The sequence below is a fragment of the Bradyrhizobium japonicum USDA 6 genome, from assembly GCF_000284375.1.
Classification (GTDB): Bacteria; Pseudomonadota; Alphaproteobacteria; order Rhizobiales; family Xanthobacteraceae; genus Bradyrhizobium; species Bradyrhizobium japonicum.
Genome location: NC_017249.1, coordinates 6,737,333 through 6,759,073 on the forward strand (window position 1 = coordinate 6,737,333; position 21,741 = coordinate 6,759,073).

The 21,741-nt window shown below is 63.9% G+C and carries 17 protein-coding genes; 10 read left to right on the forward strand and 7 right to left on the reverse strand.

Annotated elements, in window-relative coordinates; translation table 11 throughout:
• Positions 1 to 20: 20 nt before the first annotated feature.
• From BJ6T_RS31720 to BJ6T_RS31740, 5 genes are all read right to left on the reverse strand, one after another.
• Positions 21 to 1,520 carry a tripartite tricarboxylate transporter permease gene (locus BJ6T_RS31720; RefSeq protein WP_014496653.1) on the reverse strand — a complete coding sequence of 500 codons (1,500 nt, stop codon included), beginning with the start codon at positions 1,518 to 1,520 and terminating at the stop codon, positions 21 to 23.
• A complete protein-coding gene (locus BJ6T_RS31725; RefSeq protein ID WP_014496654.1) occupies positions 1,520 to 2,002 on the reverse strand; it encodes a tripartite tricarboxylate transporter TctB family protein in 483 nt (160 codons plus the stop codon). The genes BJ6T_RS31720 and BJ6T_RS31725 overlap by 1 nt, the downstream gene beginning before the upstream one ends.
• The gene (locus tag BJ6T_RS31730; protein ID WP_014496655.1) at positions 1,999 to 2,967 is read right to left on the reverse strand and encodes a Bug family tripartite tricarboxylate transporter substrate binding protein; all 969 of its coding nucleotides are present in this window, start codon (positions 2,965 to 2,967) and stop codon (positions 1,999 to 2,001) included. Before BJ6T_RS31730 ends, BJ6T_RS31725 begins: the two co-directional genes overlap by 4 nt.
• 114 nt (positions 2,968 to 3,081) lie before the next feature.
• The gene (locus tag BJ6T_RS31735; RefSeq protein ID WP_028155576.1) at positions 3,082 to 3,924 is read right to left on the reverse strand and encodes an IclR family transcriptional regulator; all 843 of its coding nucleotides are present in this window, start codon (positions 3,922 to 3,924) and stop codon (positions 3,082 to 3,084) included.
• A gap of 143 nt (positions 3,925 to 4,067) precedes the next feature.
• Positions 4,068 to 6,197 (reverse strand): acetate--CoA ligase family protein, encoded by a 2,130-nt coding sequence (locus BJ6T_RS31740; RefSeq protein ID WP_014496657.1) that lies wholly within the window; start codon positions 6,195 to 6,197, stop codon positions 4,068 to 4,070.
• A gap of 346 nt (positions 6,198 to 6,543) precedes the next feature.
• On the opposite strand from BJ6T_RS31740, the gene BJ6T_RS31745 reads away from it, so the two are divergent.
• The 3 genes from BJ6T_RS31745 to frc all read left to right on the forward strand — a co-directional run bounded on the left by BJ6T_RS31745 (position 6,544) and on the right by frc (position 10,472).
• Positions 6,544 to 7,239, forward strand: coding sequence for a GntR family transcriptional regulator (locus BJ6T_RS31745; protein WP_161170717.1), 696 nt, complete (start codon positions 6,544 to 6,546; stop codon positions 7,237 to 7,239).
• Between the two features lie 74 nt (positions 7,240 to 7,313).
• Positions 7,314 to 9,047, forward strand: coding sequence for an oxalyl-CoA decarboxylase (oxc, locus tag BJ6T_RS31750; protein WP_014496659.1), 1,734 nt, complete (start codon positions 7,314 to 7,316; stop codon positions 9,045 to 9,047).
• Between the two features lie 147 nt (positions 9,048 to 9,194).
• Positions 9,195 to 10,472 carry a formyl-CoA transferase gene (gene frc, locus BJ6T_RS31755; RefSeq protein ID WP_014496660.1) on the forward strand — a complete coding sequence of 426 codons (1,278 nt, stop codon included), beginning with the start codon at positions 9,195 to 9,197 and terminating at the stop codon, positions 10,470 to 10,472.
• Between the two features lie 609 nt (positions 10,473 to 11,081).
• Here frc and bioB read toward each other — a convergent pair.
• Positions 11,082 to 12,068 (reverse strand): biotin synthase BioB, encoded by a 987-nt coding sequence (gene bioB, locus BJ6T_RS31760; protein ID WP_014496661.1) that lies wholly within the window; start codon positions 12,066 to 12,068, stop codon positions 11,082 to 11,084.
• A 305-nt stretch (positions 12,069 to 12,373) separates the two neighbouring features.
• On the opposite strand from bioB, the gene BJ6T_RS31765 reads away from it, so the two are divergent.
• The 3 genes from BJ6T_RS31765 (at position 12,374) to BJ6T_RS31775 (ending at position 14,340) form a co-directional block, all read left to right on the forward strand.
• Positions 12,374 to 12,556 carry a hypothetical protein gene (locus BJ6T_RS31765; RefSeq protein WP_014496662.1) on the forward strand — a complete coding sequence of 61 codons (183 nt, stop codon included), beginning with the start codon at positions 12,374 to 12,376 and terminating at the stop codon, positions 12,554 to 12,556.
• A gap of 345 nt (positions 12,557 to 12,901) precedes the next feature.
• Positions 12,902 to 13,591, forward strand: coding sequence for a hypothetical protein (locus BJ6T_RS31770; RefSeq protein WP_014496663.1), 690 nt, complete (start codon positions 12,902 to 12,904; stop codon positions 13,589 to 13,591).
• Positions 13,592 to 13,896: 305 nt separating this feature from the next.
• Entirely contained in the window at positions 13,897 to 14,340 is a 444-nt protein-coding gene (locus BJ6T_RS31775; RefSeq protein WP_014496664.1) for an SRPBCC family protein, read from the forward strand.
• A gap of 242 nt (positions 14,341 to 14,582) precedes the next feature.
• Here BJ6T_RS31775 and BJ6T_RS31780 read toward each other — a convergent pair whose 3' ends face one another.
• Positions 14,583 to 15,911 (reverse strand): Hsp70 family protein, encoded by a 1,329-nt coding sequence (locus BJ6T_RS31780; RefSeq protein WP_028169603.1) that lies wholly within the window; start codon positions 15,909 to 15,911, stop codon positions 14,583 to 14,585.
• Between the two features lie 908 nt (positions 15,912 to 16,819).
• Here BJ6T_RS31780 and BJ6T_RS31790 point away from each other — a divergent pair.
• The 4 genes from BJ6T_RS31790 to oxlT all read left to right on the forward strand — a co-directional run bounded on the left by BJ6T_RS31790 (position 16,820) and on the right by oxlT (position 21,675).
• The gene (locus BJ6T_RS31790; RefSeq protein WP_014496667.1) at positions 16,820 to 17,827 is read left to right on the forward strand and encodes a Bug family tripartite tricarboxylate transporter substrate binding protein; all 1,008 of its coding nucleotides are present in this window, start codon (positions 16,820 to 16,822) and stop codon (positions 17,825 to 17,827) included.
• An 87-nt stretch (positions 17,828 to 17,914) separates the two neighbouring features.
• Positions 17,915 to 18,412 (forward strand): tripartite tricarboxylate transporter TctB family protein, encoded by a 498-nt coding sequence (locus BJ6T_RS31795; protein ID WP_014496668.1) that lies wholly within the window; start codon positions 17,915 to 17,917, stop codon positions 18,410 to 18,412.
• Positions 18,413 to 18,455: 43 nt separating this feature from the next.
• Positions 18,456 to 19,955, forward strand: coding sequence for a tripartite tricarboxylate transporter permease (locus tag BJ6T_RS31800; protein WP_014496669.1), 1,500 nt, complete (start codon positions 18,456 to 18,458; stop codon positions 19,953 to 19,955).
• A gap of 427 nt (positions 19,956 to 20,382) precedes the next feature.
• On the forward strand, positions 20,383 to 21,675 hold the full coding sequence (gene oxlT, locus BJ6T_RS31805; RefSeq protein ID WP_014496670.1) for an oxalate/formate MFS antiporter: 1,293 nt from the start codon (positions 20,383 to 20,385) through the stop codon (positions 21,673 to 21,675).
• Positions 21,676 to 21,741: the final 66 nt, after the last annotated feature.

Here is a 21,741-nt window from a genome sequence, read left to right on the forward strand (position 1 = left end):
GGACGCGCGCGCCGGGACGGCTAGTCCTCGTTCGCCTTGAAGCGCCCCATCCCCTTCAGCACGAACGGGGCCAGCAGCGCAACCAGCGCGATGCCGAGCAGCGTCGCCGAGATCGGGCTCTGGAGCAGCGTTATGGGATCGCCGAGACTGATTGCGAGCGCTCTGCGCAGCTGGCTCTCGGCGATCGGACCGAGGATCAGGCCGACGACGACGGGCGCGATCGGAAAGTCGAACCGGCGCATCAGGAAACCGAGCACGCCGAAGCCGGCCAGCATCGACAATTCGACGACCGAGGGCTTTGCGGCGATGGTGCCCATGGTCGCGAACACGAGGATGCCGGCATAGAGCCAGGGCTGCGGGATCGCGAGCAGCCGCACCCACAGGCCGACCAGCGGCAGATTGAGCACCAGCAACATGCAATTGGCGATGAAGAGACTGGCGATCAGGCCCCACACGAGGTCAGGCCGCTCGGCAAACAGCAGCGGCCCCGGATTAAGGCCGTACTGCTGGAACCCCGCCAGCATCATCGCGGCCGTCGCCGAGGTCGGCAATCCCAGCGTCAGCAGCGGCACCAGCGTGCCGGCGGCGGAGGCGTTGTTGGCGGCCTCCGGTCCCGCGACGCCTTCGATCGCGCCTTTGCCGAATTCTTCCGGATGTTTTGTGAGTCGCTTCTCGGTGGAATAGGACAGGAAGGTCGGGATCTCCGCGCCGCCCGCGGGCAGCGCGCCGATCGGGAAGCCGAACATGGTTCCCCGCAGCCACGGCTTCCACGAGCGCTTCCAGTCTTCCTTGGTCATCCACAACGAGCCGCGCACCGGCTCGAGCTTCTCCTCGGTGTGGTGGCGGCGCGATGCGACGTAGAGCGCCTCGCCCACTGCGAACAGGCCGACCGCAAGCGTGGTCACCTCGACGCCGTCGAGCAATTCAGGAACACCGAACGCAAGCCGCGCCTGCCCCGTCAGCTTGTCGATGCCGACGAGGCCCAGCGTCAGGCCGATGAACAGGCTGGTCAGGCCGCGGATCGGAGAATCGCCGAAGGTCGCCGACACCGTGACGAAGGCGACGCACATCAGCGCGAAGTAGTCCTCGGGACCGAAGCGAACGGCGAAATCGACCAGCCACGGCGCAAGGAACGCCAGCCCGATGGTAGCGATGGTGCCGGCGACGAAGGAGCCGATCGCGGATGTCGCAAGCGCCGGCCCGCCGCGGCCGGCCTTGGCCATCTTGTTGCCTTCGAGCGCGGTCGCCATCGAGGCGCTCTCGCCGGGCGTGTTGATCAGGATCGCGGTGGTCGATCCGCCATACATGCCGCCGTAGTAGATGCCGGCGAACATGATCAGCGAGCCGCCGGGGTCGAGCTTGTAGGTCACCGGCAGCAGCAGCGCGACCGTCAGGGCCGGGCCGATGCCGGGCAGCACGCCGACGGCCGTGCCGAGGAACACGCCGATCAGCGCATAGAGCAGGTTCATCGGCTGGACGGCGACCGCCATGCCGTGGGCCAGCGCCGCAAAGGTGTCCATCACAGCAGTCGCTCCAGCGGGCCGGTCGGAAGGCTCAGCGTCAACAGCCGGTCGAACGCGAGATAGATGAGGGTCGACATCACGAGGGCGATGATGCTGTCGACGACGATGGCACGGCGCCCAAACGCCGCCGACGTCGTCACGAACAGCGCCGACGTCGCCAGGATGAAGCCGCCGCCGAAGCCGATGATGGCAATGAGGAGCGCAAGGCCTACCAGGATCAGAACCACCGGCACGGGATCGGCGCTCTCGCGCGCCGGCAGATTGCCGCGCAGCGCGTCGATGAAATTGCCGATCGCGAGCAGCGCGAGGCCGGTGGCGACCACGACCGGCATTGCCTCCGGTCCCATCCCGTACATCGCAGTGGATTGCAGCCCGCGCGCATCCCAGACCAGCACCGCAGCAAGACCTGCGAGCAATACAGCGATGACTATGCCGGCGCGATCGACGCGCCGCGGCAGGACGGGATCGCCTGAGGTCATGACTTGACCAGGCCGACCGATTTCAGCACGTCGGTGACGCGCACGGTTTCCTTCTTCAGGAAGTCGGCGAAGGCGTCGCCGCCGAGATAGGCATCCTCCCAGCCCTTCTGCTTGAGGATTTCCTTCCAGGCGTCCGACTTCACCATCTTCTCGACCGCATCGCTCAGCGTCTTGCGCTGCTCCGGCGTGATGCCGGGAGGCGCGACCACCGAACGCCAGTTGGCGATCACGAGGTCGATGCCTTGTTCCTTAAAGGTCGGGATGTCGCTGCCGGCGATGCGCTTCTCCGAGGTCACGCCGATCGCGCGCAGCTTGCCGGACTTGATCTGCCCCTCATACTCGCTCAGCCCCGAAATGCCCGCGGTGACCTTGCCGCCGAGGATCGCCGCCAGCGATTCGCCGCCGCCGGAGAACGGGATGTAGTTGATCTTCTTCGCATCGGCGCCGACGGCGCCCGCGAACAGCGCCGCCATGACATGGTCGACGCCGCCGGCCGAGCCGCCGGCGAAGGTCACCTTGGCGATGTCGGCCTTCACCGCGGCGGCCAGATCCTGCGCGGTCTTGATCGGCGAATTCGCCGGCACCACGATCACCTGGATTTCCTCGGTGAGGCGCGCGATCGGCGTCACCTGCTCGAGCGTGACAGGCGACTTGTTCATGGCGAGCGCGCCCACCATGACGAAGCCGTTGACCATCAGCTGGTTGCCGTCGCCCTTGGCGCCGTTGACGAACTGCGCGATGCCGACGCTGCCGCCGGCGCCGGGAACGTTGACGACCTGCACGCTGCGCGCGACGCCCGAAGCGACCAGCGCCTGCTGCATCGAGCGCGCGGTCTGGTCCCAGCCACCGCCCGGGGCCGCCGGCGCCATCAGCTTGAGCTCGAGCTGCTGGGCCAAGGCGGGCGCGGCCGCTGCAAGGGTCAGCGCGACGGCTGCGCCGACAAGGCGCGCGGGAAATTTGAACATGGGGGCATTCTCCAGGGCTCGTGCGGACGTCGTTGATCGGTTGCCGCATTGTGTCGTTTGGTCGCATATCAGCCAAAACGGCCGATGCTGTCCAGCGACAGGCCCGGTTGCTTGTTAGCCAGACTTCGGCATCACCCCGCCGAGCGCGACGGTCAATTCGCCGGCGACTTCGCGCACGATTTGGCCGATTTCCGGCAATCTGTCGTCGGTCAGGCGGCTGGTCATGCCCGAGACGGAAATCGCCGCGAGCGGCTCGGCGCAGTCGTTGTAGACCACTGCGGCAATACAGCGCAGGCCCATACAGGCTTCTTCATCGTCGAGCGCAAAACCCTGCTTGCGGATCTTCTCGAGCTCCTTGAACAGGTCGCCCGGCCGCACGATCGACTTCTCGGTCAGGCGGGGCATGCCGTGATGGCGGATGACCGCGCCGACGTCCTCGTCCGAATAAGTCGCGAGCACTGCCTTGCCGACGCCTGACGTCACCATGGCGACGCGGCCGCCGACCTGGGTCAGCGAGCGCATGATCTCGCGGCTCTCCATGCGGGTCAGCACGATGATGAACTCGTCGTCGACGACGGCGAGGTTGGCGGTCTCGCGGGTGAGATCACGCAGCTTGCGGAGATATGGAATCGCCTGCGTGGAGAAATTACGCCGCCGGGCAAAGCTCGCGCCCACGGTAAAACTGCGCACGCCGACATGCCATTTGGATTCGGCGCGGTCGAACTGCACGAAGCGGCGGTTTTCCAGCGTTGCCAGCAGGCGGTGGACGGTGGAGGCCGACAGGCCGGTGCGCACGGCGAGGTCGCTGAGGCGATAACCCTCGTCGTCTTCGGCCAGCGTTTCGAGGATCGACAGCGCGCGGTCGACGGACTGCACGCCGCCATCGCGCGCGTCGTGGTCGGCCTCCGATGGCGATCGAGGCTCGAGCGATTTGCGCCGGATCACGTTCTTGCTCATCGCGACCTGCCGCTTGTGCATCCGTCATTCCGGGATGGTGCGCCGGGACTGCGCGCAGCGCGGACCTGGCGTACCAGACCCGGAATCTCGAGATCCCGGGTTCGATGCTTCGCATCGCCCCGGGATGACAGGAGAGGTTACGCTCAGAGCAGCCCTGCCCCGCGCGCCCACTTGTACTTGGCGCCGAGCACCTCGACCGGAAGCTCGGTGGAGTAGGCGTAGGCCGGGATGCCGTTCTGGTAGAGATATTCGGCGGCTTCCTCGACCTCGACGTCGCCGGCGAGCGAGGCGACGATCGGCTTCACGAAGCCCTTGGCCTCCATCTCCTTCTTCACCTCGACCATGTTGCGGGCGAACACCATCGGCGGCGTGACGATGGTGTGCCAGTAGCCAAGGATCAGCGAATGGATCCGCTCGTCCGACAGGCCGAGCTTCACCGTGTTGACGTAGGTGATCGGCGGCTCGCCGCCGGTGATATCCACAGGATTTCCGGCCGCACCGAACGGCGGGATGAACTTGCGGAAGGCCGCATCCAGATCCGGCGGCATCGACATCAGCGAGAGGCCGTTGTCGACGCAGGAGTCCGACAGCAGCACGCCAGAGCCGCCCGCACCGGTGATGATCAGCACGTTCTCGCCCTTCGGCGTCGGCAGTACCGGCACGCCACGGGCGAATTCGAGCAGCTGTCGCAGCGAGCGGGCCCGGATCACGCCGGACTGCGCCAGGACGTCCTCGTAGATCTTGTCGTTACCGGCGAGCGCGCCGGTGTGCGACGAGGCCGCCTTCGCGCCGGCCGAGGTGCGGCCGGCCTTGAGCACGACGACCGGCTTCTTCTTGGAGACGCGCTTGGCGGCTTCCGCGAAGGCGCGGCCGTCCTTGAGGTCTTCGCAGTGCTGCGCGATCAGGTTCGTGTTCGGATCCTGCTCGAAGAAGGCCAGCAGATCGTCCTCGTCGATGTCGGACTTGTTGCCGAGGCCGACGATCGCCGAGACGCCCATCTTGGCCGAGCGCGAGAAGCCGATGATAGCCATGCCGATGCCGCCCGACTGCGACGAGAGCGCCGCGTGGCCCTTGACGTCGTAAGCCGTACAGAAGGTCGCGCAGAGATTGGCAGGCGTATAATAGAAGCCGTAGATGTTCGGCCCCATCAGGCGGATGTCATACTTCTTGCCGACCTCGACGATCTCGGCCTGGAGCTCCGGCGCGCCGGCTTCAGCGAAGCCCGACGGAATCAGCACCGCACCCGGGATTTTCTTCTCGCCGCACTCGGTGAGCGCCGCCGCCACGAACTTCGCGGGGATCGCGAACACGGCCGTGTCGATCACCCCCGGAACGTCCTTCACGCTCTTGTAGGCCTTGTAACCGAGGATCTCGGCGGCCTTGGGGTGGATCGGATAGATGTCGCCCTTGTAGCCGCCGTTGATGAGGTTCTTCATCACGGAGTTGCCGATCTTGCCGTCCTCGGCGGAGGCGCCGACCACGGCGACCGCCTTCGGCTGCATGATGCGGCTCATGGCCGCGACGATCTCTTCGGTCGGGCGCGGCTTCGGCTTCGGCACATAGGCGAAGTCGACGACGATGCGCACGTCGGCGGCGATCGCGTCCTTGGCCGTCGCGAACACCGGGTTGAGATCGAGCTCGACGATCTCAGGGAAATCGGTGACGAGCTGCGAGACCTTGACGATGACGTCGGCGAGCGCCGTGCGGTTCACCGCCTCGCCGCCGCGAACGCCCTTCAAAATCTCATGCGCCTGGATGCCGTCGAGCATCGAGAGCGCGTCTTCCTTGGTCGCAGGCGCGAGGCGGAAGGTGATGTCCTTCAGGACTTCGACCAGTACGCCGCCGAGGCCGAAAGCGACCAGCTTGCCGAACGAGCCGTCGGTGATCGAGCCGACGATGACCTCGGTGCCGCCGGCCAGCATCTGCTGCACCTGGACGCCCTCGATCTTGGCATCGGACTTGTACTTCTTGGCGTTGGAGAGAATGGTCTCGTAGGCCTTCTCGGCATCCTCGGCCGTCTTGAGGCCGACGATGACGCCGCCGGCTTCGGTCTTGTGGAGAATGTCCGGCGAGACGATCTTCATCACCACCGGGAAGCCCATCGAGGAGGCCATCTTGCCGGCCTCGCCCGCCGACCTGGCCACGCCCTCCTTCGGCACCGGAATGCCGTAGGCGTCGCAGACCAGCTTGCCTTCCGGCGCGGTCAGGCTGGTGCGGTTGTCCGCCTTGACCTGGTCGAGCACTTTGCGGACGGCATCTTTGGAATTGGACATATGGCTTCTCCCTTGACCTCAGTTCGTTCTTTTCAAAGCGCGCGCGTAGCGGCTGCCGGTGATGCTTGCCATTCGCCGCGCTCTGTTCCATGTCGCGGAACGGAGTGGCACAAAGCCCACATTACTCCGCCGCTTTGGATCAAAAATGGCTGGCGATGGCATTTGGTATGCCAGAAGCCAACTTGTCAAGCTGCTGCATGACTTAGAACGCCGCAAAAAATAGCCAGCTTGACATTCTGGCATGTGGTATGCCAAAAACTTTCCCGTTAATATTCCTGTAAAAGACGACTCCCACTGGAGGAGATTCGTCGTGTCACTGCGGAAACCAACCAAGGCGTTGCCGAACATGACCGAGGCAGATATCGCAATCGTTCGTATTGCCCCGGAGAGCAGCTTCAAGAACAAGGCGTATGACGCCTTGAAGGAAGCCATCCTCAAGATGGACATCTACTCGACGCCCGAGCCGGTGATGCTCGACGAGCGCGCGCTGTCCGAACGGCTGGGTGTCAGCCGCACCCCGATCCGCGAAGCCATCGCGATGCTCGAGCAGGATGGCTTCGTGAAGACGGTTCCGCGCCGCGGCATCATGGTGGTGCGCAGGACCAAGAGCGAGATCGTCGACATGATCCGCGCCTGGGCGGCGCTGGAGAGCATGGCGGCCCGCCTGATCACCACCACTGCACGCAAGAAAGACATCACGGCGCTGCGCGACTTCTTCAAGGATTTCGGCAAGGACCGCCTGCCCGAGGATCACGTCGAGGAATATTCGCGCGCCAACATCGCCTTCCACCAGGCATTGATCTCGCTGTCGGAATCGCCGGTGCTGGTCGATCTCACCAACGATCTGCTGCTGCACGTGCGCGGCTACCGCCAACTCACCATCGGACGCAAGGACCGCACCGCGACCTCGCTGCCCGAGCATCTTGCCATGATCGAAGCGCTGGAAGCGCGCGACACCGAGCTCGCCGAGAAGCGCGCCCGCGACCACACCCTTGGCCTTGCCGCCTACGTCGAAGCGCACGGTCAGGAACTGTTCACCTAGCAACGTCCACCAGAAGGGCGAGCCATTCGCCCGCAAAGCCTAAAACGGCATATGAGACCAGGGAGACAAGGCCCATGCTGAATACCGCGACCAAGTCCGAAGCACCGGGCACCGAGCAGGAATTGACGGATGGTTTTCATCTCGTCATCGACGCGCTCAAGCTGAACGGCATCAACACCATCTATAATGTGCCGGGCATCCCGATCACGGATTTGGGCCGCATGGCGCAGGCCGAAGGCATTCGCGTGATCTCCTTCCGCCACGAGCAGAACGCCGGCTACGCCGCGGGCATTGCCGGCTACCTCACCAAGAAGCCCGGCGTCTGCCTCACGGTGTCGGCGCCCGGTTTCCTCAACGGTCTCACCGCGCTCGCGCACGCCACCACCAACTGCTACCCGATGATCCTTATCTCGGGCTCCTCCGAGCGCGAGATCGTCGACCTCCAGCAGGGCGACTACGAAGAGATGGACCAGCTCGCGATTGCCAAGCCGCTGTGCAAGGCGGCCTATCGCGTGCTGCACGCCCAGGACATCGGCATCGGTCTCGCCCGCGCCATCCGCGCCGCGGTCTCGGGCCGTCCGGGCGGCGTCTATCTCGACCTGCCGGCAAAGCTGTTCGGCCAGGTGATGAACGCCGATGCCGGCCAGAAGTCGCTGGTCAAGGTGATCGATGCCGCGCCCGCGCAGATCCCCTCGCCCGCTTCGATCAAGCGCGCGCTCGACGTGCTCAGGGCGGCGAAGCGTCCGCTCATCATCCTCGGCAAGGGCGCGGCCTACGCGCAGGCCGATGAAGAGATCAAGTCGTTCGTCGAGAAGAGCGGCGTGCCGTTCCTGCCGATGAGCATGGCCAAGGGCCTCCTCCCCGACACGCATCCGCAATGCGCTGGCGCCGCGCGCTCCACGGTGCTGAAAGAATCCGACGTCGTGCTGCTGATCGGCGCCCGGCTGAACTGGCTGCTCTCGCACGGCAAGGGCAAGAGCTGGGGCGAAGCGCCCAAGAAGTTCATCCAGGTCGACATCGAGCCCAGGGAAATGGACTCCAACGTCGAGATCGTCGCACCCGTCGTCGGCGACATCGGCTCGGTCGTCGCGGCGTTCAACCAGGCCATGGCTTCGGGCTGGACCGCCCCGCCCGCCGAATGGACCAAGGCGATTTCGTCCAAGCGCGAAGAGAACGTCGCCAAGATGGCGCCGAAGCTCATGAACAACAAATCGCCGATGGACTATCACGGCGCGCTCGGCGTGCTGAAGAACGTGATCAAGGACCATCCCGAGGCGATCCTCGTCAACGAGGGCGCCAACACGCTCGACCTCGCCCGCGGCGTCATCGACATGTACAGGCCGCGCAAGCGCCTCGACGTCGGCACCTGGGGCGTGATGGGCATCGGCATGGGCCAGGCGATCGCAGCCGCGCTCGAGACCGGCCACCCCGTGCTGGCAGTGGAAGGCGACTCGGCCTTCGGCTTCTCCGGCATGGAGGTCGAGACCATCTGCCGCTACAACCTCCCGATCTGCGTCGTCATCTTCAACAATGACGGCATCTATCGCGGCACCGACGTCAACAGCGTCAACGCCGATCCCGCGACGACCGTGTTCGTCAAGGGCGCGCGCTACGACAAGATGATGGAAGCCTTCGGCGGCGTCGGCGTGAATGCCACCTCGCCCGACGAGCTCAAGCGCGCCGTCAACGAGGCGATGGCCTCGGGCAAGCCGACGCTCATCAACGCGGTGATCGATCCGGCCGCGGGCTCGGAGAGCGGCCGCATCGGCAACCTCAATCCGCAGAGCGTTCTGCAGAAGAAGAAGTAAGGCATGATCCGGAAAAGCGCGCAGCGGTTTTCCGAAGAGATCATGCCCAAACAAAAGAGCTAAAGCGCCAAGCGCGCTTTAGCCTCCTCTCCTTCAACCCTATTCCCTGCCGGGTGCAGGGGCAGACACAGAGTACGGAGCAATACGATGACCAAAGCGCTCAAGGGCGTTCGCATTCTCGACTTCACCCACGTCCAGTCCGGGCCGACCTGCACGCAGCTGCTGGCATGGTTCGGCGCCGACGTGATCAAGGTGGAACGTCCGGGCGTGGGTGACATCACCCGCGGCCAGCTGCAGGACATCCCGAACGTGGACAGCCTGTATTTCACCATGCTCAACCACAACAAGCGCTCGATCACGCTCGACACCAAGAACCCCAAGGGCAAGGAAGTCCTCACCGAGCTGATCAAGAAGTGCGACGTGCTGGTCGAAAACTTCGGCCCCGGCGTGCTCGACCGCATGGGCTTCCCCTGGGAGAAGATCCAGGCGATCAACCCGAAGATGATCGTCGCCTCGATCAAGGGCTTTGGCCCCGGACCGTACGAAGACTGCAAGGTCTATGAGAACGTCGCGCAGTGCACCGGCGGCGCCGCCTCGACCACCGGCTTCCGCGACGGCCTGCCGCTCGTCACCGGCGCGCAGATCGGCGACAGCGGCACCGGCCTGCACCTGGCGCTCGGCATCGTCACCGCGCTCTATCAGCGCACGCATTCGGGCAAGGGCCAGAAGGTCACCGCCGCGATGCAGGACGGCGTGCTCAACCTCGCCCGCGTCAAGCTGCGCGACCAGCAGCGCCTCGCGCATGGTCCGCTCAAGGAATACAGCCAGTTCGGCGAAGGCATTCCGTTCGGCGACGCCGTGCCGCGCGCCGGCAACGATTCCGGCGGTGGCCAGCCCGGCCGCATCCTGAAGTGCAAGGGCTGGGAGACCGATCCCAACGCCTACATCTACTTCATCACCCAGGCGCCGGTCTGGGAGAAGATCTGCGACGTGATCGGCGAGCCCACCTGGAAGACCGATCCGAACTACGCCAAGCCGGCCGTCCGTCTGCCGCGCCTCAACGAGATCTTCGCCCGCATCGAACAGTGGACGATGACGAAGACGAAATTCGAGGCGATGGAGATCCTCAACAAGGACGACATCCCCTGCGGTCCGATCCTGTCGATGAAGGAAATCGCCGAGGACCAGTCGCTGCGCGCCACCGGCACCGTGGTCGAGGTCGATCACCCGACCCGCGGCAAGTACATCTCGGTCGGCAACCCGATCAAGCTGTCGGATTCTCCGAGCGAGGTGGAACGCTCCCCGCTGCTCGGCGAGCACACCGACGAGATTCTGCGCAGCGTGCTCGGCTTCAGCGATCACCAGGTCGCCGACATCCACAAGTCCGGCGCGCTCGACCCGCCGCAGAAGCAGGCCGCTGAGTAAGCGGACTTACACCAGACTAACGAAAGGGCCGCCTGAGAGGCGGCCCTTTTTGCGTGAGAATGCCGTTGAGCACACAGGCTCGAACCAAAAACTGAAAAACAACCCCATACACAGTAGCCAAGTTCCTGATCACAAATTAATTTCTCTTTTGCCGAAATTCCTTTGACCCGTCGGGCAAAACAGGGGTATTATGCCATCATCCGAAAAAATGATGGTCCGTGCTCAGTGGAAGCACCGGGCCACCGTGCGGTATCGAGGCGGCCTTGCTTTGCTCCACCCGGTGGCGGAACACGCTCCAAACATAGCGTTGCAAAGATGCACCCGACGCAGAAATAGGGCGCGGAGCAAGCAGGTCAGTTAGAGAACGGCAACGGCCAGTTTCGGCGGATTCTTGATGGCAGTTCACCCCCTATGACAGTTCGCCCCATTCCGCCGGCTGACAGCCGTCATTGCGAGGAACGAAGCGACGAAGCAATCTAGACTACTTCTTCGTCCAAACTCTGGATTGCTTCGCTTCCGCCGTCGCTCTTCGAGCTATGGCGGACAAGTCGCTCGCAACGACGCATTCCGCGGCGTACCGCCGCGGATTCCTTTGTCCGACGTTCACCGTCAGAGCGCCTCTAATCCGAGCCGGCGGAACAATTTCCGGTCGGCTTCGTCTTGCGGATTGCCCGCCGTCAACAGCGTGTCGCCGACAAAGATCGAGTTTGCACCGGCAAAGAAGCACAGCGCCTGCATCTCGTCGGTCATCGCCGACCGCCCCGCCGAGAGTCGCACGAAAGAGGCCGGCATCATGATACGCGCCAGCGCGACAATACGCACGAACTCGATCGGACCTATCGGCGTCGCCTTCGCCATCGGCGTTCCCGGAATCGGGATCAGCATGTTGATCGGCACGCTCTCCGGCGCTTCCGGGAGGTTGGCGAGTGTAACCAGCATGTCGACGCGGTCCTCTTCGCTCTCACCCATGCCGAGAATTCCGCCGCAGCACACTTTCATGCCGGCCTCGCGGACATGCTCCAGCGTATCGAGACGATCGGCGAACGTGCGGGTGGAGATAACGCTCGGATAGTAGCGCTCCGAGGTATCGATATTGTGATTGTAGTAATCAAGCCCGGCTGCACTCAGCCGGTCGGCCTGATCCCGGTCGAGCATGCCGAGCGTCATGCAGGTCTCGAGCCCGAGCTCCTTCACGGCTCCGACGACCTCGACAATGGCATCCATGTCGCGCGGCTTCGGATTGCGCCAGGCCGCCCCCATGCAATAACGCGTCGCGCCGCTCTCTTTTGCCTTGCGTGCCTCGGCAACGATCTTCCCGACCTCCATCAACTTGGAGGCTGCAAGGGCGGTCGCATGATGCGACGACTGGCTGCAGTAACCGCAGTCTTCCGGACAACCACCCGTCTTGATGTTCAGCAGCCGGCTCAACTGCACGCGATTTGGGTCAAAATGCTCCCGATGTACGGATTGTGAACGGAAGAGCAGATCGTTGAAGGGCAGCCGGTAAGCCGCCCATGCATCTTCAACGGTCCATCTTTGAGACCTTTGCGGCCTTTCCTTTGCGGGGATTGTCTCCCCGTCGTTCGCATCGAGCATTACACATCTCCTGACATTGCGGCGGGACAATCGCACTATCGCAAACCTGGCGCCAGTCCGCAGGCTCCTTGGAACATAAGCGGCGGCGTGCCGTTGTTGTCTAAGCCGGCGTGCTATCCCGACGTACGAGCAACGCGGCCGCCAAGGCGAGTAACTGAAACACATCGCAAAAGCATCTGCGCAACGCTGCAGAATTGGCCTTCTTCTCGCCCCGAAAGGTAGCAAGCCCACGCACAGCGTTTGCGGGTGGGAGGCGTCGGCCAGCACTTGTCCTGTCACAGCTTGTTGATCAAAACGAGGTCGAAATGTTGAGAGATCAATCCTCGGATCGAGCCAGGCGTGAAGCCAACAAGGCGTTCAAGCCTGTCAAAACGCAGAAGCCGATGAATGACTATGCGAAGGATCAGCACTCCTTCAACGAGAATCGCGAACGGCTGAAGGCGGAGCGATTGGCCCGCGAGGCCAAGCCGAAGGGCCACTCTGAATAGGACGCGTTCCCTGCCGGGTTACGATGTTGCACCCGCGCGATGAAGGCTGGCGCTGAGCGCGCCGCGTCGAAATCGATGCTGTGCTAGCCTCGTGAGCGTCGACACGATGCCCCGCTACCGAGCGCTCACCGTACGCCACCAGCAAGCAGCTCTCGTAAGGACCGCACCACTCTCCCTCCAGCCAATCGACTGTGGGTACCGAAAGGCTGCCAAGCGCCACACGTGCCGGCTCCGCCGCGCTGAGATAGCAGATCGCACCCGACAGTACGGGATCGGACTGGAAGCGTGAACGACTTGCTCCCGGCGCTGGCGTCGAGGCAAAGTGCTGGAAACAGGGAGGTCAGCATGTCACTGCTTGGTCAGGCCGCCGTCGCGATGTGGTGGAGCGTCCGCCCCGGGCAGCGTGCGGAATTCGGCGACTGGCATTCCCACGAACATTTTCCCGAGCGGATGAGCATTCCCGGCTTCCGGCGCGGATCGCGCTGGACCAGCACGACGGGCACCGAAGGCTTCTTCGTGCTGTACGAGCTGGAGCGGTACGAGGTGCTCACGTCGAAGGGATATCTCGACCGGCTCAATGCGCCGACGCCATGGTCGACCAAGATGATGCCGCACCATCTCGGCATGGTCCGCAGCCAGTGCCGCGTCGCCGCCAGCTTTGGCGGTGGCGTCGCGACCTCGCTCGCCACCATCCGGCTTTCGCCGGAGGCCGGGCGCGAGGCGGAGTTGCAGGCACATCTCTCGGAGACGCTCGGCACATTGGCACAGATGCCGGGACTGACCGGCGCCCACCTCCTCCTGACCGACACGCCGCGGACCAGCTCGCCCACCACCGAGCAGCAGATCCGCGGCAAGGACGGCGCCGCGGACTGGATCATGCTGTTGTCCGGTTACGATGCCGACGCGATCGAGCAGGTGACCGCCGACCGACTTTCGCCGGCGGCGCTTGGCACCCTGGGCGCGCAGGACGATCCGACGATCGGCCGCTACCGGCTCGCCTTCACGATGACGCCGCAGGATGTGGCAACGATCTGACGGATCGGTCGTCCGGCCGGCCGCGAGGTCGATCTCGCGCCGGGCGAACTCGATTCGATTGAGCGCGCAAACGGCCAACCGTTGCGCATGGGGGGTGTGCTGACAATCGAGCTCGCGGCAGATCGCGGCCAAGGTCGAGAAGCGCATCGCCCTCGCCTTGCCCCGCCGGCTTCGGTGCCCCCCCGTTTATCTGCGATGCCATGTCGGATCGGCGGCATCCCGGTCGTCCTTGAGACATGAATGGGCCGTAGACGCCAAGGTCGGGCCCATCAATGCAAGAGATCAATGGAAGAGGATGAAGGAACATGCCCAGCACTGTACGTCTGCACCGCGTTCTCTCGACCAGTCCGGAGAAAGTCTATCGCGCCTTCCTCGAGGCGGATGCGCTGGCGAAATGGCTTCCGCCGAACGGCTTTACCTGCACCGTCCATCACCTCGAGCCCAAGGTCGGGGGCACGTTCAAGATGTCGTTCCGGAATTTCACGACGGGCAACAGCCACGCCTTCGGCGGCGAATATCTCGAGCTCGTCGCGGGCCAACGTCTCCGCTACACCGACAAATTCGACGACCCCAATCTGCCTGGCGTGATCGAGGTGACCGTGATCCTGAAGAAGGTCTCGGTCGGCACCGAGGTGGACATCACCCAGGCCGGCATCCCTGACGTGATTCCGCCGGAAGCCTGCTATCTCGGCTGGCAGGAATCACTGCGCAACCTCGCAAGGCTCGTGGAGCCGGAGATCAATCAGTAACCTAAAGCCACCATCCGCGGGCGATCTGTTCGATCCGAGGCGCGGATCCACCCACGTCATTGCGAGCGCAGCGAAGCAATCCAGAGTCCCTCCGCAGAACCATTCTGGATTGCTTCGCTGCGCTCGCAATGACGGAGAATGAGGAACCCTCCGAGAGAATAACTCACATCGAACCTGCGGATATCTGCAGGGTCGCATTGAACTGCGGCTGCCAACGATGCAGATCTGATTGCGAACGACTGTTACGCGCTCTTCGGCATAATCCCACCGCTTGCGGTCCATCGATCCGGATCGGGGCTGTGTCCGATCAGCGCGAGGCCGTAGGCGATCGACTCGAACTGATCGCCCGACATCAGCCGCTCGTTGCCGAACCGGTCGGCGAACAGCTTTCGCACCGCCGGCACGAACGAGGTCCCGCCGGTCAAAAACACCTTCTCCACCTCGCGCGCGGTGATGCCGGCCTCGCCCAGCACCTTGTCGACGGTGGCGCCCAATCTGGCGATGTCGTCGGCGATCCAGGCGTTGAAGTTCTTTCGCGTGATGGTCGAGCCGATATCGACCCCGCCGCCTTTGAAGCGGAATTCCACCTGATCCCGCGCCGACAGCGCCACCTTGGCGTCGGACACCGCGCGGTACAGCGAGAAGCCGAGGTCGAGATCGACGATGGAGATGAAGTCCTCGAGCAGAGCGGGCTTCAGCGCGGTGCGCGCAAGCTCGCGGAGCTCGCGCAGATCGCCATTGCTCTTCATCATCGCGAGCTGATGCCAGCGCGCGAGGTTGGTGTAGTGGCCGGTTGGGATCGGCAGCACCTTGTCGAACGAGCGGAAGCTGGACCCCTTGCCCAGCCGCGGCGAGACGACGTGGTCGACGATGCGGTAGTCGAACGTGTCGCCTGCGATGCCGATGCCGGCGTGTCCAAGCGGCTCGGCACGCAAGGCACCGCCCACGCGCGAGAAACGCATCACCGAGAAATCGCTGGTGCCGCCGCCGAAATCCGCAACCAGGACGGTGGCGTCACGCTCCAGCCGGCGGGCGAAGGAGAACGCGGCGCCCACGGGCTCGTAGACATAGCGCGCGTGGCCGGCGCCCAGGCGTTCGAACGCGGCCCGATAGCGCTGCATCGCCAGCGCCTCGTCGGGATTGCCACCGGCGAAGCGCACCGGGCGGCCGACCGTAATGGTTGACGTCTCGAAGCCGAACCTGTCCCCGCCGTGGCGCGCCAGCGTGCGCAGGAATGCCGCCAGAATATCCTCGAACTTGTAGCGCTGCCGGAACACCTGCGTGGTGTTGAAGCTGCTGCTCGCTGCGAAGGTCTTGAACGACTGGAGGAAGCGGTAGACGTGGCGGCCTTCAAGGAACTGCTCGATCGCCCACGGGCCGCCCTCGGCCTGGGCTCCGGCTCCCGGCCGGTCCTCCCAGAAGCACAGGGCCGACACGAAGACGCTGTGCCGGTGTCCGCCATGGTCGAAGCGGATGGCCTCGACCCGGCGGTCGTCCGCCGCGAGGGCAACGACCGTATTGCTGGTCCCAAAATCGATGCCGATCGAGACGGCGGCCGAGGCGCTCGACATGAACCACTCTGACAGTTGGTTGGAAGGGGGCAGACCACTAACGGCTTTGACCGGCCCTGCCAAGGCCCGGATCCTCACGATTTCCGTCAAAATCCGCTCAAATGCGCGGCTTCAGCAGCCGTTTTGCAATTTTCAGCCCGGGACGGCCCCTTTAACGCATCATTATGCTGCAATGCGGGATAGCACATGCTGCTATGCAATGGCATGCATAGACAGTGGCATCTGGTATACATAGATTGCCCTTCGAAATGAGACAGCAATACTGACTGTCTCGAGAAAGGGAATTCCGATGTCCAAAACCGCTTCCGTCGCGCTCGCCCCTCCGCCTCGCTGCTCGCCCGCTTCCTGGCCGCGGTCGACCGCTTCCTGATGGCGAGCGCCGAGATTTCGAATCACAACGGCGACCTGCCCCGCTTCGGCCTCTAAGACGGAGGTCCCAGCGCAGCCGACACGGCGCGCGGTTGGCAGATCCCGCAGACGCGACGTTTGATCAAATGGCCCCGCATGTCGGGGCCATTTGCTTTTGAGCCTGTCCTTGAATCCGCGGGCCGCTCGCCGACACAACTGCGACGATTGGTCCGCCGACGTGACCCGCTGATCCAATTGTTTGTCTACTGGCATCTCGCATACCATTCGTTCACCAAGAACGATTGCACCGTTGAAAGTGCAAGACAGGGGACAGGAACGTTCGAGTGCGCGGCACGCTCGCCGCGACCTTGCCGCGCTCCTCGCCGGAGCCTTAGCCGAAAGGAGCGGATGCCGGGCAACGTCCCCGCTCGTAGAGTTTCGTTTGGAACTGCCATGGGAGATCGACCGCACAAGGTGCCCCCAAGCAGGTGAATCGAGATGGGCTGACGCAAGCCGACAAAGAGCGGCTGCGTTCGAGGTTCGACAGGGAGAGAAGCAAGATGAAGCCATTCGTTCTGAATGTCGCCTTGGCGGCAATCGCGATGTCGTGCGCCAGCAGCACCGCAAGCGTTGCTGCCTGGGAGCCGGTCCGTCCGGTCGAGTTCATCGTGCCCGCAGGCACCGGCGGCGGCGCCGATCAGATGGCGCGCACCATCCAGGGCATCGTCACCAAGCACAATCTGATGAAGCAGCCGCTGGTCGTCATCAACAAGGCCGGCGGCGCGGGCGGCGAAGGCTTCCTCGACGTAAAGACGTCGACGAACAACCCCCACAAGATCATCATCACGCTGTCGAACCTGTTCACGACGCCGCTGGCGACGGGGATTCCCTTCAACTGGAAGGACCTGACCCCGGTCGCAATGCTGGCGCTCGACGAGTTCGTGCTCTGGGTGAACGCCGAGAAGCCGTACAACAGCGTCAAGGACTACGTCGACGCCACCAAGAAGGCGCCGAGCGGCTCGTTCAAGATGGGCGGCACCGGCTCGAAGCAGGAAGACCAGATCATCACGGTCGGCATCGAGAAGGTGATCGACGCGAAGTTCACCTACATCCCCTACAAGGGCGGCGGCGAAGTCGCGGTGCAGCTCGTCGGCAATCACGTCGATTCAACCGTCAACAATCCGATCGAGGCGGTGGCGCAATGGCGCGGCGGTAAGCTCCGTCCGCTTTGCGTCTTCGACGCCCAGCCGATGGCCTATGACGAGCCGATCGCCGACGGCAAGGCCTGGAAGGACATTCCGACCTGCAAGTCGCAGGGCCTTGCGATGGAATATCTCATGCTGCGCGGCATCTTCATGTCGCCCAAGGCGACGAAGGACCAGATCGAATATTACGTCGAGCTGTTCAAGAAGGTCCGCGCCACGCCGGAATGGCAGGAGTTCATGAAGAGCGGCGCCTTCAACACGACGTTCCTCGCCGGAGCCGATTACGCCAAGTGGATCGAGGCGGAGGAGAAGCGCCACGAGGGCCTGATGAAGGAAGCCGGCTTCCTCGCATCGGGGAACTGAGCCGCGACATCGACGACGGCCGAGGACGCTTGCCGTCCTCCCGTTTGCCGCGACCGCACACGACTTGCGATTCCGCCTGGAGGTCCCATGACTGAACGATCCGGATCCGACTCTGGCCCGGCACACAAGACGCTGGAAATCGGCATGGCGCTGCTGATCGGCGTCTTCGGCCTGGTCGTGATCTTCGGCAGCATCAAGGCCGGTATCAACTGGGGCGCGGAGGGCCCGCGCGCCGGCTTCTTCCCCTTCTATGTCGGCGCGGCCATCGTCGGCGCAAGCGCCATCAACCTCTGGAGCGCGCTGCGCGAGGACGATGGCCGGCTGTTCGCCGAATGGGGACAGCTTCGCCAGGTCATGAGCGTCGTGGTGCCGACCGCGATCTATGTCGGCTCGATGCCTTTCATCGGCCTCTACGTGGCGTCGATGGTGTTCATCGCATGGTTCATGCGCTGGCTCGGCGGCTATCGCTGGCTGACGGTCGCAGCCGTGGCGATCGGCATGCCGGTCGTGACCTATCTCGTTTTCGAACGATGGTTCCTGGTCCCGCTTCCCAAGGGGCCGCTCGAGGAATGGCTCGGTTTGTAAGAAGCCGCGCATTGATTCAATTGCTGTTGCAGGACGTCTTGATATGGAAGAGTTGGCCAATCTGTTTCACGGCTTCGCGGTCGCCCTGCAGCCCTACAACATCATGCTGATGATCATCGGCATCACGCTCGGGGTCATCATCGGCGTGCTGCCGGGTCTCGGCGGCGCCAACGGCGTGGCTATCCTGCTTCCGCTGACCTTCAGCATGCCGCCGACATCGGCGATCATCATGCTGTCCTGCATCTATTGGGGCGCATTGTTCGGCGGTGCCATCACCTCGATCCTGTTCAACATCCCCGGCGAGCCATGGTCGGTGGCGACCACCTTCGACGGTTATCCGATGGCGCAGCAGGGCAAGCCCGGCGAAGCGCTGACGGCCGCTTTCACCTCCTCCTTCGTCGGCGCGCTGTTCGCCGTCATCATGATCACGCTGGTTGCGCCGCTGGTCGCGGGCTTTGCGTTGAGATTTGGTCCGGCGGAGAAGTTCGCGGTGTATTTCCTCGCCTTCTGCAGCTTCGTGGGCCTCAGCAAGGAGCCGCCGTTCAAGACCATCGCGGCGATGATGATGGGCTTTGCGCTCGCGGCGGTTGGCCTCGATTCGATCACGGGGCAATTGCGGCTGACCTTCGGCGTCACCGAGCTGCTCAACGGCTTCGACTTCCTGATTGCGGTGATCGGCCTGTTCGGGATCGGCGAGATCCTGCTGACCATGGAGGAAGGCTTGGCCTTCCGCGGCGGCAATGCCAGCATCAACCTCCGCGTCGTGCTGCAGACCTGGCGGGAGCTGCCCAGCTACTGGATGACCTCGCTGCGCTCCTGCCTGATCGGATGCTGGATGGGCGTCACGCCCGCCGGCGCGACGCCGGCCTCCTTCATGAGCTACGGCATCGCCAAGCGGCTGGCACGACGCGGCAACAATTTTGGCAAAGGCGAGATCGAGGGCGTGATTGCGCCGGAGACGGCCGCCCACGCCGCCGGCACCTCGGCGCTGCTGCCGATGCTCTCGCTCGGCGTGCCCGGCTCGCCGACCGCCGCGGTACTGCTCGGCGGACTATTGATCTGGGGCCTGCAGCCCGGTCCGATGCTGTTCGTCGAGCAGAAGGAATTCGTCTGGGGCCTGATCGCCTCGATGTATCTCGGCAATCTCGCCGGCCTCATCGTCGTGCTCACCTGCGTGCCTCTCTTCGCCGCGATCCTGCGCGTGCCCTTCGGCATCATCGCGCCGCTGATCCTGGTGCTGTGCGCGATCGGCGCCTATTCGGTGCACAACAGCACCTTCGACGTGATGCTGATGCTGGTGTTCGGCGTGCTCGGCTATCTCCTGAAGAAGTGCAACTACCCGCTCGCGCCCCTGGTGCTCGCCATCGTGCTCGGCGACAAGGCGGAGGAAGCCTTCCGGCAATCGCTGCTGGGATCGCAGGGGTCGCTCGGCGTGTTCTTCTCCAACGGCCTCGTCAGCACGATCATGGCGCTCGGTCTCGTCGCCCTGTTCTGGTCCGCGATCCAGGAAGGCTACAGCCGGTTGCGCACGTCGATGGCGTGACCCGCGCGGCCTGCGTCAGGCTGCCGCGAGAGTCGCGTCAAATCCGCCGCACCCCCGACTTCTGGAATAAGGAATTCCAGGAATTACGCGCTCACCGGCGGTCGCGCGCCGATGCGCGCGGGCGGCGCACGCCGCCGTGCGAACGCTGAAGATCGAGCGCATTCCGGCTTCCCACAGCCTGTTTACAGCCTCGCGCGACAAGAAAGAAATCCCACGAAATCAAAGCATTGAGTGCGCACGATCGCTGCTATCGCCGCAACGCCGCTGGAATAGGGGCTTTACAATTTGCCTGCCAAAGCGCATGTGGACTGATCCCGCGATATTTCGCCGCACCCTCCAGTCCCCGAGTTGAATCTTGGCATAATGAATACCAAGATGCGGGACAGCGCACGCATAAAAATGATCGGCGCCTTCGGGAGGGTTTTTTATGACGGACATGGTGCAGTCAACAGTGGCCCCTAGTGCCGCGCGCGTCAGCGATGCCTATCGCTGGACGCAGTTGGCGGTCGGTGTAGCGGCGATGGTGATGATCGCCAATTATCAGTACGGCTGGACGTTCTTCGTCCCCGACATCCAGAAGAAGTTCGGCTGGGATCGCGCGTCGATCCAGTGGGCCTTTACGTTGTTCGTGCTGTTCGAGACCTGGCTCGTGCCGGTCGAAGGATGGTTCGTCGACAAATACGGTCCGCGCATCGTCGTGCTGGTCGGCGGCATACTCTGCGCCCTCGGCTGGGTGATCAACGCGCAGGCGACCACGCTCAACGGCTACTATCTCGGCATGATCATCGCAGGCATCGGCGCCGGTGGCGTCTACGGCACCTGCGTCGGCAATGCGCTGAAATGGTTTCCGGACAAGCGCGGTCTTGCCGCGGGCATCACGGCCGCGGGCTTCGGCGCCGGCTCTGCGCTGACCGTCGCGCCGATCCAGGCCATGATCAAGGACAGTGGCTTCCAGACCACCTTCCTCTATTTCGGCCTCGGACAAGGCATCATCATCTGCATCCTCGCCTTCTTCCTGCTCGCGCCGAAAGCAGGCCAGGTGCCGGCCGTGGCGGCGAACGCCAATCTGGTGCAGACACGTCGCAACTACCAGCCGACCGAGGTGCTGCGTCAGCCGATCTTCTGGCTGATGTACTTCATGTTCGTGATCGTCGGCGCCGGCGGCCTGATGGTGACGGCCAACCTCAAGCCGATCGCGGTCGACTGGAAGGTCGACAGCGTTCCGGTGACGCTGATGGCGGTAACGATGACGGCGGTGACCTTCGCGGCCACGATCGACCGCGTGCTCAACGGCCTGACGCGTCCGTTCTTCGGCTGGATCTCCGACATGATCGGCCGCGAGAACACGATGTTCATCGCCTTCGGCATGGAAGGCGTCGGCATCTGGATGCTCTACCTCTGGGGCCACGACCCGGTCTGGTTCGTGCTGCTGTCGGGCTTCGTGTTCTTCGCCTGGGGTGAGATCTACTCGCTGTTCCCCTCGACCTGCACCGACACGTTCGGCGCCAAGTTCGCGACCACCAATGCGGGCCTGCTCTACACCGCAAAGGGTACCGCCGCGCTGCTGGTCCCGATCGCCAACTACATGCAGCAATCGTCGGGCACGTGGGACAGCGTGTTCATCATCGCGGCCGGCGCCAACATCCTGGCTTCGCTGCTGGCGATCATGGTGCTCAAGCCCTGGCGCAAGGTCGTGGTCGCGAAATCGACGGCCGCCTGACGCGCTTCACCGCAACTGCTTCAAGCACGACGCCCGGCCTCACGGCCGGGCGTTTTCGTTTTTGCA

What these genes read in the sequence shown, in the direction of transcription:
- BJ6T_RS31730 (WP_014496655.1), bottom strand. Translation starts at nt 2,967, where the DNA reads ATGTTCAAATTTCCCGCGCGCCTTGTCGGCGCAGCCGTCGCGCTGACC.
- BJ6T_RS31765 (WP_014496662.1), top strand. Translation starts at nt 12,374, where the DNA reads ATGTTGAGAGATCAATCCTCGGATCGAGCCAGGCGTGAAGCCAACAAG.
- BJ6T_RS31735 (WP_028155576.1), bottom strand. Translation starts at nt 3,924, where the DNA reads ATGAGCAAGAACGTGATCCGGCGCAAATCGCTCGAGCCTCGATCGCCA.
- BJ6T_RS31775 (WP_014496664.1), top strand. Translation starts at nt 13,897, where the DNA reads ATGCCCAGCACTGTACGTCTGCACCGCGTTCTCTCGACCAGTCCGGAG.
- BJ6T_RS31790 (WP_014496667.1), top strand. Translation starts at nt 16,820, where the DNA reads ATGAAGCCATTCGTTCTGAATGTCGCCTTGGCGGCAATCGCGATGTCG.
- oxc (WP_014496659.1), top strand. Translation starts at nt 7,314, where the DNA reads ATGCTGAATACCGCGACCAAGTCCGAAGCACCGGGCACCGAGCAGGAA.
- BJ6T_RS31725 (WP_014496654.1), bottom strand. Translation starts at nt 2,002, where the DNA reads ATGACCTCAGGCGATCCCGTCCTGCCGCGGCGCGTCGATCGCGCCGGC.
- BJ6T_RS31795 (WP_014496668.1), top strand. Translation starts at nt 17,915, where the DNA reads ATGACTGAACGATCCGGATCCGACTCTGGCCCGGCACACAAGACGCTG.
- BJ6T_RS31740 (WP_014496657.1), bottom strand. Translation starts at nt 6,197, where the DNA reads ATGTCCAATTCCAAAGATGCCGTCCGCAAAGTGCTCGACCAGGTCAAG.
- BJ6T_RS31770 (WP_014496663.1), top strand. Translation starts at nt 12,902, where the DNA reads ATGTCACTGCTTGGTCAGGCCGCCGTCGCGATGTGGTGGAGCGTCCGC.
- BJ6T_RS31780 (WP_028169603.1), bottom strand. Translation starts at nt 15,911, where the DNA reads ATGTCGAGCGCCTCGGCCGCCGTCTCGATCGGCATCGATTTTGGGACC.
- bioB (WP_014496661.1), bottom strand. Translation starts at nt 12,068, where the DNA reads ATGCTCGATGCGAACGACGGGGAGACAATCCCCGCAAAGGAAAGGCCG.
- BJ6T_RS31720 (WP_014496653.1), bottom strand. Translation starts at nt 1,520, where the DNA reads ATGGACACCTTTGCGGCGCTGGCCCACGGCATGGCGGTCGCCGTCCAG.
- BJ6T_RS31745 (WP_161170717.1), top strand. Translation starts at nt 6,544, where the DNA reads ATGACCGAGGCAGATATCGCAATCGTTCGTATTGCCCCGGAGAGCAGC.
- frc (WP_014496660.1), top strand. Translation starts at nt 9,195, where the DNA reads ATGACCAAAGCGCTCAAGGGCGTTCGCATTCTCGACTTCACCCACGTC.
- BJ6T_RS31800 (WP_014496669.1), top strand. Translation starts at nt 18,456, where the DNA reads ATGGAAGAGTTGGCCAATCTGTTTCACGGCTTCGCGGTCGCCCTGCAG.
- oxlT (WP_014496670.1), top strand. Translation starts at nt 20,383, where the DNA reads ATGACGGACATGGTGCAGTCAACAGTGGCCCCTAGTGCCGCGCGCGTC.